General features: G+C 65.4%; 14 protein-coding genes. All 14 read right to left on the bottom strand.

Annotated elements, in window-relative coordinates; genetic code table 11:
* Positions 1–12: 12 nt before the first annotated feature.
* The 14 genes from E4T66_RS00490 to nuoE all read right to left on the bottom strand — a co-directional run bounded on the left by E4T66_RS00490 (position 13) and on the right by nuoE (position 16,027).
* Positions 13–687, bottom strand: coding sequence for an NADH:ubiquinone reductase (Na(+)-transporting) subunit D (locus E4T66_RS00490; RefSeq protein WP_136846959.1), 675 nt, complete (start codon positions 685–687; stop codon positions 13–15).
* Positions 688–695: 8 nt separating this feature from the next.
* On the bottom strand, positions 696–1,505 hold the full coding sequence (locus tag E4T66_RS00485) for a Na(+)-translocating NADH-quinone reductase subunit C (RefSeq protein ID WP_441347686.1): 810 nt from the start codon (positions 1,503–1,505) through the stop codon (positions 696–698).
* A gap of 18 nt (positions 1,506–1,523) precedes the next feature.
* The gene (locus tag E4T66_RS00480; protein WP_136846957.1) at positions 1,524–2,741 is read right to left on the bottom strand and encodes an NADH:ubiquinone reductase (Na(+)-transporting) subunit B; all 1,218 of its coding nucleotides are present in this window, start codon (positions 2,739–2,741) and stop codon (positions 1,524–1,526) included.
* A 194-nt stretch (positions 2,742–2,935) separates the two neighbouring features.
* The gene (locus E4T66_RS00475) at positions 2,936–4,294 is read right to left on the bottom strand and encodes a Na(+)-translocating NADH-quinone reductase subunit A (protein ID WP_248679326.1); all 1,359 of its coding nucleotides are present in this window, start codon (positions 4,292–4,294) and stop codon (positions 2,936–2,938) included.
* A 156-nt stretch (positions 4,295–4,450) separates the two neighbouring features.
* A complete protein-coding gene (locus E4T66_RS00470) occupies positions 4,451–5,905 on the bottom strand; it encodes an NADH-quinone oxidoreductase subunit N (protein ID WP_136846956.1) in 1,455 nt (484 codons plus the stop codon).
* Complete coding sequence (nuoM, locus tag E4T66_RS00465) at positions 5,902–7,431, bottom strand: NADH-quinone oxidoreductase subunit M (RefSeq protein WP_136847484.1); 1,530 nt, start codon at positions 7,429–7,431, stop codon at positions 5,902–5,904. Before nuoM ends, E4T66_RS00470 begins: the two co-directional genes overlap by 4 nt.
* Positions 7,432–7,436: 5 nt before the next feature.
* A complete protein-coding gene (gene nuoL, locus E4T66_RS00460) occupies positions 7,437–9,257 on the bottom strand; it encodes an NADH-quinone oxidoreductase subunit L (protein ID WP_248679322.1) in 1,821 nt (606 codons plus the stop codon).
* Positions 9,254–9,556 carry an NADH-quinone oxidoreductase subunit NuoK gene (nuoK, locus tag E4T66_RS00455; protein WP_136846955.1) on the bottom strand — a complete coding sequence of 101 codons (303 nt, stop codon included), beginning with the start codon at positions 9,554–9,556 and terminating at the stop codon, positions 9,254–9,256. The genes nuoL and nuoK overlap by 4 nt, the downstream gene beginning before the upstream one ends.
* Positions 9,553–10,044 carry an NADH-quinone oxidoreductase subunit J gene (gene nuoJ / locus E4T66_RS00450; protein WP_136846954.1) on the bottom strand — a complete coding sequence of 164 codons (492 nt, stop codon included), beginning with the start codon at positions 10,042–10,044 and terminating at the stop codon, positions 9,553–9,555. The genes nuoK and nuoJ overlap by 4 nt, the downstream gene beginning before the upstream one ends.
* Positions 10,041–10,586 (bottom strand): NADH-quinone oxidoreductase subunit NuoI, encoded by a 546-nt coding sequence (gene nuoI / locus E4T66_RS00445; protein WP_441347691.1) that lies wholly within the window; start codon positions 10,584–10,586, stop codon positions 10,041–10,043. The genes nuoJ and nuoI overlap by 4 nt, the downstream gene beginning before the upstream one ends.
* Positions 10,586–11,554 (bottom strand): NADH-quinone oxidoreductase subunit NuoH, encoded by a 969-nt coding sequence (gene nuoH, locus E4T66_RS00440; protein ID WP_136846952.1) that lies wholly within the window; start codon positions 11,552–11,554, stop codon positions 10,586–10,588. The genes nuoI and nuoH overlap by 1 nt, the downstream gene beginning before the upstream one ends.
* A complete protein-coding gene (gene nuoG, locus E4T66_RS00435) occupies positions 11,551–14,256 on the bottom strand; it encodes an NADH-quinone oxidoreductase subunit NuoG (protein ID WP_136846951.1) in 2,706 nt (901 codons plus the stop codon). Before nuoG ends, nuoH begins: the two co-directional genes overlap by 4 nt.
* Positions 14,257–14,258: 2 nt before the next feature.
* Positions 14,259–15,557: an NADH-quinone oxidoreductase subunit NuoF gene (gene nuoF / locus E4T66_RS00430; RefSeq protein ID WP_136846950.1), complete on the bottom strand. Its 1,299-nt coding sequence runs from the start codon at positions 15,555–15,557 to the stop codon at positions 14,259–14,261.
* Positions 15,554–16,027: an NADH-quinone oxidoreductase subunit NuoE gene (gene nuoE, locus E4T66_RS00425; RefSeq protein ID WP_136846949.1), complete on the bottom strand. Its 474-nt coding sequence runs from the start codon at positions 16,025–16,027 to the stop codon at positions 15,554–15,556. The genes nuoF and nuoE overlap by 4 nt, the downstream gene beginning before the upstream one ends.
* Position 16,028: the final 1 nt, after the last annotated feature.

The following is a 16,028-nucleotide window of genomic DNA, read 5'->3' as shown; positions in this document are numbered from 1 at the left end:
TGGTCCCCTGCCTCAGTGCGCTTCGCCGCCGGGGTGCGGCTGTCCGGACTGGATGCTGAACATCGGTTTTTCCTGCTGTTGCGGCTTCCAGGTCCGGACCACCCAGATGATGATGCCGATCAGGAAGAACGCGGACGGCGGCAACAGCAGCAGGCCGTTGGGTGTGTACCAGCCGCCCTCGGTGACCAGCGGCAGAATCTCGACGCCCATCAACTTGCCCGAGCCAAACAGCTCGCGGAACGTCGCCAGGATCACCAGAATCGCGCTATAGCCCAGCCCATTGCCGAGCCCGTCGAGGAACGACGGCCAGGGCGGGTTCGACTGCGCGTAGGCCTCGAGGCGGCCCATGACGATGCAGTTGGTCAGGATCAGACCGACGAACACCGACAGCGGCTTGGACGCTTCATACGCAACGGCTTTGAGCGTCTGATCGACCAGGATCACCAGGGTCGCCGCGATCGTCATCTGCGCAATGATGCGGATCGAACCGGGAATGAAGTTGCGCACCAGGCTGTAGAACAGATTGGAAAACGCGGTGACAACGGTCAGACCGACGCACATGATCAGCGCGGTTTCCAGCTTGCTGGTGACCGCCAGCGCCGAGCAGATGCCGAGCACCTGCAGGATGATCGGGTTGTTGTCCGCGATCGGCTCGGCCAGGATCTTCTTGGTATTGATATCAGACATGGATCACCTCACGTCGTCGGGGTGGCCGAGGCGGCCGCCGCGTGTTGCTGCCCCAGCTGTTCGAGGAAGGACTTGAAGCCCGCATCCGACAGCCAGTAATGGACCAGATTGCTGACACCGTTGGAGGTCAGCGAAGCGCCCGCCAGGGCATCAACCTGATGCGTCGCTTCAGGGCTGTCCGGATTGACGCCGCCCTTGACCAGATGCAGTGCAACCTGCCCCTTGTCGTCATAGATTTTCTTGCCCGGCCACAGCGCCTTCCATTTCTGATTGTCGACTTCGCCGCCGAGTCCTGGGGTCTCTGCATGCTGATAGAAATTGATGCCGACGACCGTATTTCCATCCGCTTCGACCGCAAGGAAGCCGTACAGCGTCGACCATAGCCCGTAGCCGCTGATCGGCAGGATGACTGTCTTCGGCGAACCGTCCTCGTTGTAGATGTAGTAGACGGTGACATAGCGCGGCATGTACTTGATCTTGGCGATGTCATCATCGCCCGGAATCACCTGTCCGCCCTGCGCCGGATCCTTCGCCGCAGCGTACTGGTCGTACTTGGCCGGATCGACCGCGTCACTGAGCTGGCCGGTGCTCAGGTCGACGATCTTTGGCGTGATCTTCTTGAATGCCTCGTCGAGATTGATCCCCGGCTCGTACATGTTGACCACGCGCAGAATGTTCTTGCGCTTGTCGTCGAGCTTGGCCGACTGCTGCACTGGGCGCAGCGCGATTGCCGCGCCGGTGACCAGCACCGAGCACACCAGACAGAGTACGAAAGCGACCCACAGCGCGTAGGCCTTGGTGTCTTTGACTGCCATCACATAGTTCCTCTGGTGCGCTCAGGCGGCCGCGAGCCGGCGCTGGCGCCGTGCGACGTTGGCCTTGATCACGCCGAAATCGATCAGCGGTGCAACGATGTTGCTGAGCAGAATGGCCAGCATCACCGATTCTGGAAACGCCGGATTGACCACGCGGACCAGCACCACCATGGCGCCGCAAAACGCGCCAAATATCCAGCGTCCTGTATCGGTATGCGCCGCCGAAACCGGATCAGTGGCCATGAACATCGTGCCGAAGGCGAAGCCGCCCACGGTCAGATGCCAGTACCACGGAAACGCGAACATCGGATTTTTGTCCGAGCCAATCACGTTGAACAGCAGCGCCGCCGCAATCATGCCGGCCAGCATGCCGATGACGATGCGATAGTTGGCGACACCGGTGTACAGCAGGAACGCTCCGCCGATGAAAATCGCCAGCGCCGACACCTCGCCGATGCTGCCCTGCTCGACACCGACGAAGGTCTGCATCCAGGTCAGCCCGGCATCCTTGACCGCCTCAAGGCCACCCAGCTTGGCGATGCCCAGCGTCGTCGCCGAGGTAAAGCCGTCGACCGCAGTCCAGATCGTGTCGCCGGTCTGCTGCGCGGGATAGGCGAAGTACAGGAACGCACGCCCGACCAGCGCCGGATTGAGGAAGTTCTTGCCGGTGCCGCCGAAGATTTCCTTGCCGATTACGGTGCCGAAGCTGATGCCCAGCGCCACCTGCCACAGCGGCACCGTCGGGGGCAGGATCAGCGAGAACAGGATCGAGGTGACGAAGAAGCCTTCGTTGATCTCATGCCGGCGCACGGTGGCGAACAGCACTTCCCAGAAGCCGCCGACAACGAAAGTCACTGCGTAAACCGGTACCCAATACCAGAAACCGTGCCAGAAGCAGTCCATGATGCTGTTGGGATCGACGCCGATACCGAACAGATGCAGCAACGCGCCGCGCCAGCCGGCAATTTGGGTCTGTCCCAGCTCCGCCATCGCCACGTTGGCCTGAAATCCGACGTTCCAGCACCCGACCGCAATCGCGGGGAACGTCGCCAGCCACACGTAGATCATCACGCGCTTGAGGTCGATGGCGTCGCGTACGTGCGGCGCTGCGCGGGTGACGTCACCCGGCGAATACGCAATGGTGTCTACCGCCTCGAACAGCGGATACAGTTTCTCGAATCGTCCTCCCTTCTTGAACAAGGGCTCGACGCGGTCGAGAAAAGAACGGATTGCGGACATACGAACGCTTCCTTGGTTGGCGTGCCCGGCGCCATTGCCGGTCACGACACTTTCAATATCCGTCGGCTGCAGTCGGATCTGACGGCCGGCCGATGTTGATGCCTATGGGCGGAAAAACGCCGAACTGCACGTCTTTTGCCGCCCCCGACCCCGATTCACCGCTTCGGGGCGCTTTCGCGCACGTGGCGCCGCGCTTATCCCTCAGTTTCGATCTGCTCGAGATTGGCGCGCAAGATCGGACCGTAATCGTGCTTGCCGACGCAGACAAACGAACACAGTGCGAGGTCTTCCTCGTCCAGCTCCAATGCGCCCAGCGACTGCGCAGTGTCGGTATCGCGAACCAGCAATGCGCGCAGCAGCGGTGTCGCCAGCATGTCCAGCGGCAGCACGCGCTCGTAGTTGCCGATCGGGACCATCGCTCGCGGCGAGCCGTTGGTCGAGGTATTCATCGGCATGCGGCGACTGCCGCGCTGGAACGCCGAGAAGAACAGGTTCATTGCCGAGAAACGGTCGCCGGCGGGATTGATCCAGCCGAGGAAACGCCGCTCGCGGCCTTCGGCCAGCACGGAAATCTGCGTGTGATAGCGCCCGAGGTAGTTACCCCAGCCGCGTGCCTCGCGCCCGCCCAGAATCGAGCCGGACAGCGGCCGCGATTCGCCTGAACGGATCTGCGGCGTAATCAGCTCGGAGATGCACGCACCAATGCGTGTACGCAACAGTCGCGGCTTCACGACCTGCGGCCCGCCCAGCGCGACAATGCGCGTGGTGTCGATCTTGCCGGCGGTGAACAGCTTGCCGATCGCAGCCACGTCCTGCGGGCTGACATACCAGTTGGTGCGGTTGGCCCCGACCGGTTTCAGGAAATGCATGTGGGTGCCCACCAGTCCGGCCGGATGCGGGCCGTCGAACTCGGCGACGCGGATCTGCTTGAGCTCCGGCACCGGAATCTGCGCACCAGGCCGGCGGCAGACAAAGACCTCACCTGCAGTCAGCCGCGTCAACACCGCCAGACCGTTCTTGAAGTCCTGCTCCTGACCGCGCAATACGACGACCGGATCGGCCGCCAGCGGACGCGTGTCGATGCACGGGACAAAGATTGCGGCGGGCGTCGAATCGACCCGCGGCACGCGCGAGTACGGCCGCGTACGCAGCGCAGTCCACATGCCTGACAGGCGCAGCTGCTCGCGCACCTCGTCCGCCGGCAACGACGCCAGCTCGGCCGCCGGCCACGACTTGAATGCGATCTGCTCGTTACCCTCGATGCGGATCACCACCGACTGCAGCACGCGCCGCGCGCCGCGATTGATCGCAATGACCTCGCCTGCTGCCGGCGCAGTGTGCAGCACGCCCGGGCGACGCTTGTCTTCAAACAGGGGCTGGCCCAGTTTGACCTTGTCCCCGACTTCGACATACATCGTCGGCTTCAGGTCAATGTAATCGCCTCCGACCACGCCGACGGTCGTCACCGCGGGCGCGTCATCGACGCTCTGCTCGGGGACGCCCTGGATCGGCAGATCGAGGCCCTTCTTCAGCTTGATGTGCGTGACATCCACGAACGGGCCACCTGTGTCTCGTAGAAAAGCGGGCGGATTTTAGTCAATCGGCTCCGCCGTCGCCAGCGGAATCGCCCGCTATCGACCAAATATTAGGGATCGAGTTCGACGCCAATGCCTCGGTCGGGGCGCCGAGACCCCTGCGCTCAGGCGGATTCAGGGCGGCAGACGCAGCACTTCGGTCACGCCTGCAAGCAACGGCTGCGGCTGCACCCCAAGCCCGATCAGGGCAACAAACAGCAGCAACAGCGCAATTCCGGCGGTTACGCTGGTTTCCGACAGCACCCCCTCACGGCGCATGCCGCCCGGTTTGGGCAAAAATTGCACAACGATCAGACGCAGGTAGTAATAGAGGCCGACCGCGCTGCCGGCGACGACCGCCAGTGCCAGCCACCAGGCATGACGTTCCACCGCCGCGGCCAGCACATACAACTTGGCCAGGAACCCGGCGGTCAGCGGCAGCCCGGCCTGCGCCAGCAGCATCGGCGCGAACACCGAGGTCACCAGCGGCCGGCGCCAGAACAGGCCGCGGTAGTCATATAAATGGTCGGCATCCCGCTCTCCGGCCGGACCGGACAGGATCGTCACCGCCCCAAAACAGCCCAGCGTCATGACCGTATAACAGGTCACGTAGACCAGCACCGCCTCGCGCGCGACCACGCCCCCGACCAGGAATGGCACCAGCAGATAGCCCGTATGCGCGATCGATGAGTACGCCAGCACGCGTTTGACGTTGTTCTGCTGCAGCGCACCGAGATTGCCGACGACAATGCTCAGCACCGCAACGCCCCCCAGTGCCAGATGCAGGACCGGCGTCTGCGTCAGCGCCACCGGCGACAGCCAGCGCAGCAGCACCACGGCAACCAGCCCCTTGGACACGGCGGCCAGGAAGCCGGACACCGGCGCCGGCGCCCCCTCGTAGACGTCCGCCGTCCACAAATGGAACGGCACCAGCGACAGCTTGAAGCCGAACCCGGCCCAGATCAGCGCCAGCCCGGCCCAGGCAATCGCGCGTTCGTCAGGTGTCAGCGTCTCCAGCGCGGCACCGATCGCGTCGAACTGCAGCGCCCCGCAGGCGGCATAGAGCAGCGCAAACCCGAACAACAGGGTCGCCGACGCCGCGGCCGACAGCACCAGATACTTGATGCCGGCTTCGAGCGAACGCTTGCGCTTGTGGGTGTAGGCGATCATGCCGAACAGCGCGACACTGAGCGTTTCCAGCCCCAGCAGCAGACTGGCAGCGTGTTGTGCACACGCCAGCACCATCGCCCCCAGCGCGGCGATCAGCAGCAGCAGATACATTTCCTCGCGCACGCCGTCGTAGGCTTCGACATAGCCGTACAACAGCAGCACCGTGATCACGCCAGCCGCTGCGACCAGCGCAATTGCAAAGCGCGCGGTGTCGTCGACGACCAGCAACGGCGTCAGCTCGACACTGCCCTGCGGAATCAGGCAGACGCCAAACGTCAGCAGAAACCCCAGGGTCGTCAGCTGTGCAATCGCGCGGTGATTGCGGGCCGAAGCGATCAGCAGCATCAGCAGCACGATTCCGGCCGCCATCAGCAGCAGCGGCGCGCCGGACTGGATTGCGGCCTGCCACTGCAGGCTCATGGCGGCGGCACTCCGTGCGCATACCACTCGCCGATCTGGGTCAACGGGCCACGCGCCAGATCCAGCACTGGCTGCGGAAACAGACCCAGGACCAGCAGGCTGACAATAATGGCGCCAATCATCAGTCGCTCGCGTGCGGTCAGGTCCTCGACCGGGCGGGCATCTGCCGGCGGCCCATGCAGCACTTTCTGCACGATGTACAACGAATACACGGCTGCCAGAATCAGACCCAGCGCGGCCACCATCGTCATCCACGGCCGCAGCGGGAACGCGCCGACCAGGACCAGAAACTCACCGACGAAGTTGCCCAGACCGGGCAACCCCAGCGACGCCAGCGCAAAGAACATCACCGCAGTCGCGTAGTGCGGCGCGCGCCGCGCCAGTCCGCCCATCTGACCCAGCTCACGCGTGTGCAGACGCTCGTACAGCTCGCCGCAGAGAATGAACAAGCCGCCGGTGGCCAGCCCATGTGCCAGCATCAGGATCAATGCCCCCTCCAGCGCAATGGTGCTGCCGGCATAAATGCCGAGCAGCACGAAGCCCATGTGTGACACGCTGGTATAGGCAACCAGACGCTTGATGTCGGTCTGGACCAGCGCCAGCTTGGCGCCGTACAGGATGCCGAACACGCCGAGGCCGATCGCGATCGGTGCGAAATCACGCGAAGCATGCGGAAACAGCGGCAATACGAACCGCAGCAATCCGTACGCGCCGGTCTTCAGCAGAATGCCGGCCAGATCAACCGAGCCGGCGGTCGGCGCCTGCGAATGCGCATCGGGTAGCCACGGGTGCAGCGGCACCACCGGCAGCTTGACCGCGAACGCGACGAAGAACGCCAGCATCAGCGCGTACTCCTGCGCGTGTGTCAGCGGTGTGTACAGCAGATCGTGATAATTGAAGCTCCACTGCCCGGTAGCCTGCTGGTGCAGCCACACCAGCGCCAGCATCGCCACCAGCATCAGCAGGCCGGCGGACTGGGTGAAGATGAAGAACTTGGTCGCCGCGTAGACGCGCGAATGCCCGCGCTTTGCGCCAGCCGTGCTGGAATGCCCCCATAACGCAATCAGGAAGTACATCGGCACCAGCATCACTTCCCACAGCACGAAGAACAGGAACAGGTCCAGCGCCATGAACACACCCATGACGCCCGCCAGATTCCACAGCAGGTTCAGATGGAAGAAGCCGACGTACTGCTGGATCTCGCGCCAGGAACAGGCGACCGACAGCACACCCAGCACGCCGGTCAGCAGCACCATCAGCAGGCCCAGACCGTCGATGCCGAAATGGAAGCTGACGCCCCAGCGCGGAATCCAGCTCAGCTTGTACTCGAGAATCCAGTGCGGCGCGCGCGCATCCGGCACGATCGCCGGCACCTCGGCATGACCCCAGATCCACAGTGCGATCGCGCAGGTCGCTGCCATCGACAGCAGTCCGATCCAGCGCGGCCAGGTCAGCGACAACCGCTCCGAATACCAGGCCAGCAATCCACCCACGAATGGAATCAACACCAGCGCCGGCAATAGCAGCGGACTCAGGCCCATTGCGACGCTCCCAGCAGCACGACCGCGCCCAGCGCGATGCCGGCGGCGTACCAGCGCAGCTGCCCGGTCTGCAGCTTCAGCACGCTGCGATGCGCTCCCAGCAGGCCAAGCACCAACGCCCCGTACATACGATCGATGATGTCGGTGCGATTGATCCTCGCCAGCGTGTACAGCGGCCGCACCAGCAGTGCGTCATACAGGGCGTCAAAGCCCCAGCCACTGCGCGCCCACCGGCGCAACGGGGTCTCGGCTGGCGCCACCGCGGCGCCCTGGCCGTACCAGAACCACGCCAGTGCGATACCGGCCAGACCCGCCGCAACCGCAATCAGTTCGGGCCCATGGCTGCCCGCCTCGACCATGAACTCCGGCAACACGCCATGCAGGGGCTGCGTGATCAGGGCGCCGCCGAGCGATAGTGCCATCAGCACGCCGAGCGGCACGCGCATGCGATGGATGTCCGCGTCATGCGCATGCGCCTTCTCGCCGCCGAAAAACACGATGAAGATCAGGCGGAACGTGTACAGCCCCGTCAGGAACGCGCAGACGGTGCCCATTAGCCACCACAACCGGTGCCCGCCGCCCCAGGCCGCGGACAGGATCGCCTCCTTGCTCCAGAAACCAGCGGTCACGATCGGCAGCGCCGCCAGCGCGGCGCCGCCGACGACGAAGCTGGCGAAGGCCAGCGGCAGTTTGCGGCGCAGCCCGCCCATCTTGAAGATGTCCTGTTCGTGGTGGCAGGCCAGGATCACACTGCCGGAGGCTAGGAACAGCAGCGCCTTGAAGAAGGCATGCGTCATCAAATGGAAGATCGCCGCACCCCAGGCGCCGCAGCCCAGTGCCAGGAACATGTAGCCGATCTGAGACATTGTCGAATACGCCAGCACGCGCTTGATGTCGTTCTGCGCCAGCGCGGCTCCACCGGCCAGCAGCAGGGTCAGCGCGCCGATCCAGCCGACCACCGCCAGTGCCTCCGGCGCGAGCAGATAGATGCCGTGCAGACGCGCGATCAGATAGACACCGGCAGTCACCATGGTCGCGGCATGGATCAGCGCCGACACCGGGGTCGGGCCGGCCATCGCGTCCGGCAGCCACGCTTGCAGCGGCAGCTGTGCCGACTTTCCGACCGCGCCGCCCAGCAACAGCAGGGCCACGATCGTCGGCATGCGGCTGTCGCCGGCCCAGACCCGCGGCGCCGCATCCAGAATGACCGCAATATCGATCGTGTTCAGCTCGCGATAGATCAGGAACAGACCGATCGCAAACGCCGTGTCGCCAACGCGCGTGGTGATGAATGCCTTACGCGCCGCCGCGTCGTTGGCCGGGTCTTCGTTGTAGAAGCCGATCAGCAGGTACGAGCACAGGCCCACACCTTCCCAGCCCAGATACAGCAGCAGCAGATTGTCAGCCAGTACCAGCACCAGCATCATCGCCACGAACAGATTCATGTAGGCAAAGAACTGGCGATAGCGCGGCTCGTCGCGCATGTAGCCGGACGCGTAGGCGTGAATCAGCGCACCGACGCCGGTGATCACGCCCAGCATCGTCAGCGACAGCCCATCAAGCGTCAGCGCAATCCGCGGCGTGAAGCTCTCCAGCTGCACCCAGTTCCACAGCACCTGCGTCACCGCCAGCGGCGCACTGGCATTCAGCCACTGCGCCCCGAGCACTGCGGTCAGCAGCGCCGCGGCCGTGACCGAGCCGACCCCGAGGAACGTCACCATCGCGCGCGGCACGCCGCGCCACAGCAGCAGGATCGCGGCGCTGAGCAAGGGCAGCAGCACCACACCATGCAGCGCGGTCTGCGGCGTCACGCCTTCATCTCCGACAGTACATCCGTGTCCAGCGATTTGAAGCGCCGGTACACCTGCAACAGCAGCGCCAGTCCCACCGAAACTTCCGCCGCCGCCAGGGTCAACACCAGCAGGAACATCACCTGACCATCCGGCGCGGACCAGCGGCTGCCGGCCACGACGAACGCCAGACCAGCCGCGTTCAGCATGATCTCCAGACACATCAGACTGAACAGCAGACCGCGCCGCGTCAGCAGGCCCGCCACACCCAGGGCAAACAAGGTTGCGCACACCCCCAGTGCATGTCCGAGCGGAATCATCTGCCCGGCCTCCCGAGGTGATAGGCAGCGACCAGACCGGCCAGCAACAGCATCGACGCCAGCTCCACCGCCAGCAGATAGGGTCCATACAGCGCGATGCCGACCGCCTTGGGCCCGACCTCCGCGATCGACATCGACGGCGAATCCGGTCGCAACACGACGCCGAGCAGTTGCACCAGCAGCAAACCGGAGAGCACCCCCGGCCCCAACCAGAACCGCGGCCGCAACCACAGACGTTCCTGCGACGAGGTTCCGGGCCCCAGGTTCAGCAGCATCACGACGAACACGAACAGCACCATGATCGCACCGGCGTAGACCATCACCTCCAGCATCGCCGCCAGCGGCGCTCCGAGGGCCAGCATCGTCGCCGCCACACCCAGCAGCGACACGATCAGATACAGCAGCGCGTGCACCGCATGCGCGCGCGTGATCGCCAGCAGGGTGGCGGCGATCGCCACGGCCGAGGCACCGTAGAACAGCGTGCTCATGGCATCAGACTCCGCGGATCGACCGGCGGATCCTCGTGCTGCGCCTGACCCTTGTCCTTGCCGGCGATCGACAGCCCGGCAACGCGGTAGAAGCTGTAGCCGGGCACCTTGCCGGGCCCGCTGATCAGCAGGTGCTCCTTTTCGTAGACCATGTTGCGACGGTCGTACTCGGCCATCTCGTAGTCCGGCGTCAGCTGGATCGCATAGGTCGGACACGCCTCCTCGCACATGCCGCAGTAGATGCAGCGCGAGAAGTTGATGCGGAACCATTCCGGATACCAGCGTCCGTCTTCCTTCTCGCCCTTCTGCAGCGCGATGCACGCGACCGGGCACGCCACCGCGCACAGATTGCAGGCGACGCAGCGCTCCTCGCCGTCGGGATCGCGCGTCAGCACGATGCGGCCGCGATAGCGCGGCGGCAGGTAGGGCTTCTGTTCCGGATACTGGATCGTCGACTTGCGCGCGAACAGATGGCGGAATACGCGCCACAGCGAAAGACATTGGGTGTAGAAACCGTCCAGCAGATCGCGGATCGACTGCATCATGGCGCACCCCGCAGCAGCACAACGGCACCGGTCACTGCGGTATTGAGCAGCGCCAGCGGCAGCAGGGCGAGCCAGCCGAAGCGCATCAGCTGGTCATAGCGCGGACGCGGAATTGCCGCGCGCAGTAGGATGAAGAACAGGATGAACACGCCGGTCTTCAGACACCACCACACCACCGGCATGAACGTCAGACCGAAGGTCGGTCCGAGCCAGCCACCGCAATACAAGGTCGTCAGCAGCCCCGACATCAGGATCACCGCGACATACTCGCCGACGAAGAACATGCCGAACTTCATGCCCGAGTACTCGGTGTGAAAGCCCGCGGTCAGTTCGTGCTCGGCCTCCGGCAGGTCCAGCGGCAGCCGGTGCGTTTCGGCCAGCCCCGCGATCAGGAACAGCACGAAGCCCAGGGCTTGCGGAAAGATGTACCAACCATGCTGCTGCGCCAGCACGATGTCGTTCAGGCTGAAACTGCCGGCCTGGATCACCACGCCCAGCAGCGCCAGCCCCATGAACACCTCGTAGCTGATGGTCTGCGCGGTTGCGCGCAGCGCGCCCAGCACGGCGTACTTGCTGTTCGAGGCCCAGCCTCCAAGCATCACCGAATACACCGCCAGCGCGGTCATGCTCAGCACGAACAGGATGCCGACGTTCCACTCGGCGGCGACGCTGATGCCCGGCGCGATCGGCACCACCGCGAAGGCCAGCAGGATGGTGGCCATCACGATCGCCGGCGCCAGCACGAACACCGTGCGATCGGCGAACGGCGGCACCCAGTCGTCCTTGGTGAAGATCTTGATCATGTCGGCGACGACCTGACCGATGCCAAGGAACCAGACGCGGTTCGGTCCCCAGCGGTCCTGCCACAGGCCCAGCATGCGCCGCTCGACCCAGATCAGCAGCGCCGCGGTCAGCACCACCGACACCAGAATGCCGCTGATCATCAGCAGATTGGCGGCATTCATGATGCGCTCCGCTGGATCGACACCGCAGCATCAGTCAGTACGACCGGCACACCGGGCAGCCCGCGCGGGATACCCAAGATGCCGTCAGGCAGCGAGGTCTCGATGCGCAGCGCCGCCGGCCACTGCACGTCGCCAACGGTGACCTGCACGGCGTCGCCCTCGCGGGCTGCCATCGTCGCGGCGGTCTGCGCGCTCACGGCGACGTAAGCCGCCGGCGTGCGCTCGGCGATCGCCGGCCCACGAGCGGACAGCTCCTCGCTGCCGAAAAGCTCGTGCAACCACACCGCCTGCAGCCCCTGCGGCGGACGCCAGGGCGGACGTTCGAAATAGCTGCCGCCCGCGCCCGGCACTATCAGACGCTCCCCGGGATCGCCACCACGCAGCGGCCCGCCGATCTCCTGCTGGAACTTGTTGACCGCATGCCCCGAGTTCCAGCGCGGATACCAGAAGATCGGAATCTCGGCGCTGGGCAGATCCACTCGCGCCCCTTCCATCGAGAACGCCAGCGGCGTATCAGCATCCTGCGGCGGGCGTGGCTCATGAATGTCGTGCGCCGCGTTCATCGCGGTGCGCCCGCTGTAGCGCTGCGACTGCCGTGGAATGCGCTGACCCGTGATGCGAAAACCGGCATTCGGCGCGGCGTCGACGATGGCGGCCAGCGCCGGATCGCCGTGCGCGCAGGCGCGGGTGAGGTCGTCCAGGGTCGTCCCGATATCCCCCTGCGCCTGCAGCGCGGCCTGCTGCAGCCAGCGCCAGGATTCGCGCACGTCACCGCCGCTGCCGACATAGGCGCCCGGCTGGAAGACCTGGAAGTAGCGCTGCGCGCGGCCTTCGTAGTTGACCAGGGTGCCGTCGGTCTCGGCAAAGCTGCCGGCCGGTAACAGCAGATCGGCACGCTGCGTCGTCGGCGTCGCCAGCGCATCGATCACCACCAGATGCTGCAGTCGGGCCAGTGCGGCATCCAGGCGTGCCGCCGGCACGCGCCGGTACAGATCGTTCTCGACCACGATCAGGGTGTCGATCTCGCCGGATTCAATTTGCGTCAGCGCCGCATCCAGATCGGCGCCACCGAGCATTGCGGTTCCGAGGCTGTTGCACTCGGCCGGCAGCAACACGATCGATGGCGCGGCACCGGCATGTGCCAGCGCGGTGACGATATTGCCGGCCTCCTGCAGCACCGCGGCGGATGCACAGCCGGCGCCGCTGACGATCAACGGCCGCCGCGCCGACTTCAGCGCCTCGGCGATCGTGTGCGCCAGATGGATCGTATCGTCGTCCAGTCCCGGTGCGCGCGGCTGCGTGTAGTCGAGCAGATGCACGATCTCCTGCCCCAGCCGCGCAATGTCCTGCGGCGCGCCGCGATAAGTCTTGCTGGCAATGCCATCGAGCCGGGTCGCCGCCGGGGTCGCGACGAACAACGGACTGCGCGCGTCCTGCCCCAGCAACTGCACCGAATGCGTCTGCCAGCGCGGCACCTTCGAGGCATCGGCCAGACCCAGCGCGTGCTGCCGCACCGACTGGCGCAGCGCCAGTTCGACGCGGGCGCCGGTGGCCGAAACGTCCTCGCCGAGAATCAGCACCGCGTCGGCCTGCTCGATGTCGGTGATCGACGCGATCTGCGCCGGGCCCTGGCGCAGGATCTGCAGCATCAGATCGTCCAGCGCCGCGTCCTGCACCGCCACCCCGCGATGACACCGCTCGGCACCGATCAGCGCGCGCAGCGCCTGATTGGCCTCCAGCGAGGCACGCGGCGAGCCGATGCCCAGCGTGCGCGTCTGCAGCCAGGTGACCATGGATTCCAGCGCCGCATCGGTCGCAACGCGCTGGGGCTCGGCGCCGGGGCGCTCACGCAGCATCGCCGTGCGCGGACGCGCTTCGGCGTTGGCGTGCTGATAGCCGTAGCGGCCACGGTCGCACAGGAAATAGCCGTTGAGGGCGCCGTGGTAGCGGTTCTCGACGCGCTTGATCCGGCCGTAGCGCTCGCCGGGGAAGATGTTGCAGCCCACCGCGCAGTGGTGGCACACGCTGGGCGCCTGCTGCAGATCCCACTTGCGCGTGTACGACTCACCATAGGGTTTATCGGTGAACACGCCAGTCGGACAGACCTCGACCAGATTGCCGGAGAACGGACTTTCCAGCGTACCGTCGCTCGCCCGGCCGAAGTAGACATGATTGTGCGCACCGAACACGTTCAGATCGGTGCCGTCAGCGTACTCGCGGTAGAAGCGCACACAGCGATAGCAGGCGATGCAGCGGTTCATCTCGTGACTGACGAAGGGTCCGAGATCCTGATTGCGATGGGTGCGCTTGTTGTAGCGGTAGCGGCGGTAGTTGTGACCGGTCATCACCGTCATGTCCTGCAGATGACAGGACCCGCCCTCCTCGCACACCGGACAGTCGTGCGGATGATTGGTCATCAGCAGCTCGACCACCGCCTCGCGCATTTCGACCGCGTCGTCATGCTGGAGCGAGAAGCGGCTACCGTCGGTACATGGCGTCATGCACGCCATCACCACCTTGCCGCGGGTGTCCTGCTCGTCGCGGAACTGCGTCACCGCGCACTGGCGACAGGCGCCGACGCTGCCCAGCGCCGGGTGCCAGCAGAAATACGGCAGGTCCTGGCCAAGTTCGAGCACCACTTCCAGCAGATTGCGGCTGGGGTCGACTTCGAACGCGTGGCCATCGATGTAAATGCGCGCCATGCTCAGTCGCCCTCCGTGCCGCGCAGCGCCGCTTCGAAGTCCTGCGGAAAATGCTTCAGCGCCGACTGCAGCGGTTCCATCGCCCCCGGGGCGTGCGCACAGAAGGTGCGCCCGGGCCCGAGCAGGCGCGTCTGCTGCCGCAGCAGCTCGATGTCGCCGGCACGCGCACGGCCCGCCTCGAAGTCGGCCAGAATCCGTTCGGTCCACGGCAGGCCGTCACGGCACGGCGTACACCAGCCGCAGGACTCGATGGCGAAGAATTTCTCCAGGTTGCGCAGCATGCCGAGCAGCGGCGTCTTGTCGTCGAGCACGATCAGCAGGCCGGTGCCCATGCGCGAGCCGGCCTTGGCGATGCTGTCGTAGTCCATCGGCACATCGAGCTGCGCCGCGGTCAGGAAGTCAGTGCTGGCGCCGCCCGGCAGAAAACCGCGCAGCTGCAGGCCTTCGCGCATGCCGCCGGCGTGCTGTTCGACGATCGCACGCGCCGGCGTGCCCATCGGCAGCTCCCAGCACCCTGGATGCTTGACCTTGCCGGAGACGCCGTACAGCTTGGTGCCGCCGTCGGCGTTGCCGGTGGTCTTTGCCGACAGGTCGCGATACCAGTCAGCGCCGTAGTGGACGATGTGCGGCACGTTGCACAGCGTCTCGATGTTGTTGACCACCGTCGGCTTGCCGAACAGGCCGGCCGTGGCCGGAAACGGCGGCTTCGAACGCGGCACCGCGCGCTTGCCTTCCAGCGAGTTCAGCAGCGCGGTTTCCTCACCGCAGATGTAGCGACCGGCACTGGTGTGCAGATACAGCGTGAAATCGAAACCGGTGCCAAGGATGTTGCGCCCGAGCAGCTGGCGCGCCTCGCACTCGGCCATTGCGGCCAGCAGGCGCTGCGCCGCCAGCGTGTATTCGGCGCGCAGGAACACATAGCCGATCGACGCGCCGATCGCGTAGCCGGCGATGATCATGCCTTCGATGAACTGCAGCGGATCGCCTTCGAGCAGCAGCCGGTCCTTGAAGGTGCCGGGTTCCATCTCATCACCGTTGGCGACGACGTACTTCTGCTTCGGCGCCTCTGGCCCCATCGGCACCAGGCCCCATTTCACGCCGGTCGGAAAACCGGCGCCGCCGCGGCCGCGCAGGCCGGCCGTCTTGACCATGCCGGTCACGTCCTGCGGCCCCATCTTCAGTGCCGCACGCAGGCCCTGGAATCCGCCATGCCGCTCGTACTCGGCCAGCGACAGCGGCGTGTTGTCCGGCCGCAGACGCTCGGTCAGCGGACGCAGCGGCGGCGACTGACGCGCGGTCATGGATAGCGCTCCAGCAGCGCATCGAGCCGCGCGGCATCGACCGATTCCAGATCGCGATGCGTATCGCTGCCGATCAGCATCGCCGGCGCACGGTCGCAAGTGCCCAGACAGCAGATCGGCAGCAAGGTGAAGCGGCCGTCCGGTGTGGTCTGTCCATAGTCGATCCCGAGCCTCGCCTTCAGCAGTTCGGACAGACGCGTCTGCCCCATGATCCAGCACGACACCGAGTCGCAGACATGGATCACGTGGCGTCCGACCGGCTTGCGGTAGATCAGGTTGTAGAAACTGGCCACCGCATCAACCGTCGCCGGTGTCGAGTTCAGGGCGGTCGCGATATCGGCCACTGCCTCGTCGGACACCCAGCCGCGATGCTTCTGCACGATCTTCAGCGCCTCGATCGTCGCCGCCTGCGGCTGCGCGTAATGCGACAACTCGTGTTCGATCTCGCGGAGTTCGTCGGGCGTCAGCATC

It is taken from the genome of Sinimarinibacterium arenosum, assembly GCF_005047655.1.
GTDB lineage: Bacteria > Pseudomonadota > Gammaproteobacteria > Nevskiales > Nevskiaceae > Solimonas.
Note: the sequence above shows the minus strand (reverse complement) of the source record. Positions and strands in the feature narration are given on the sequence as shown.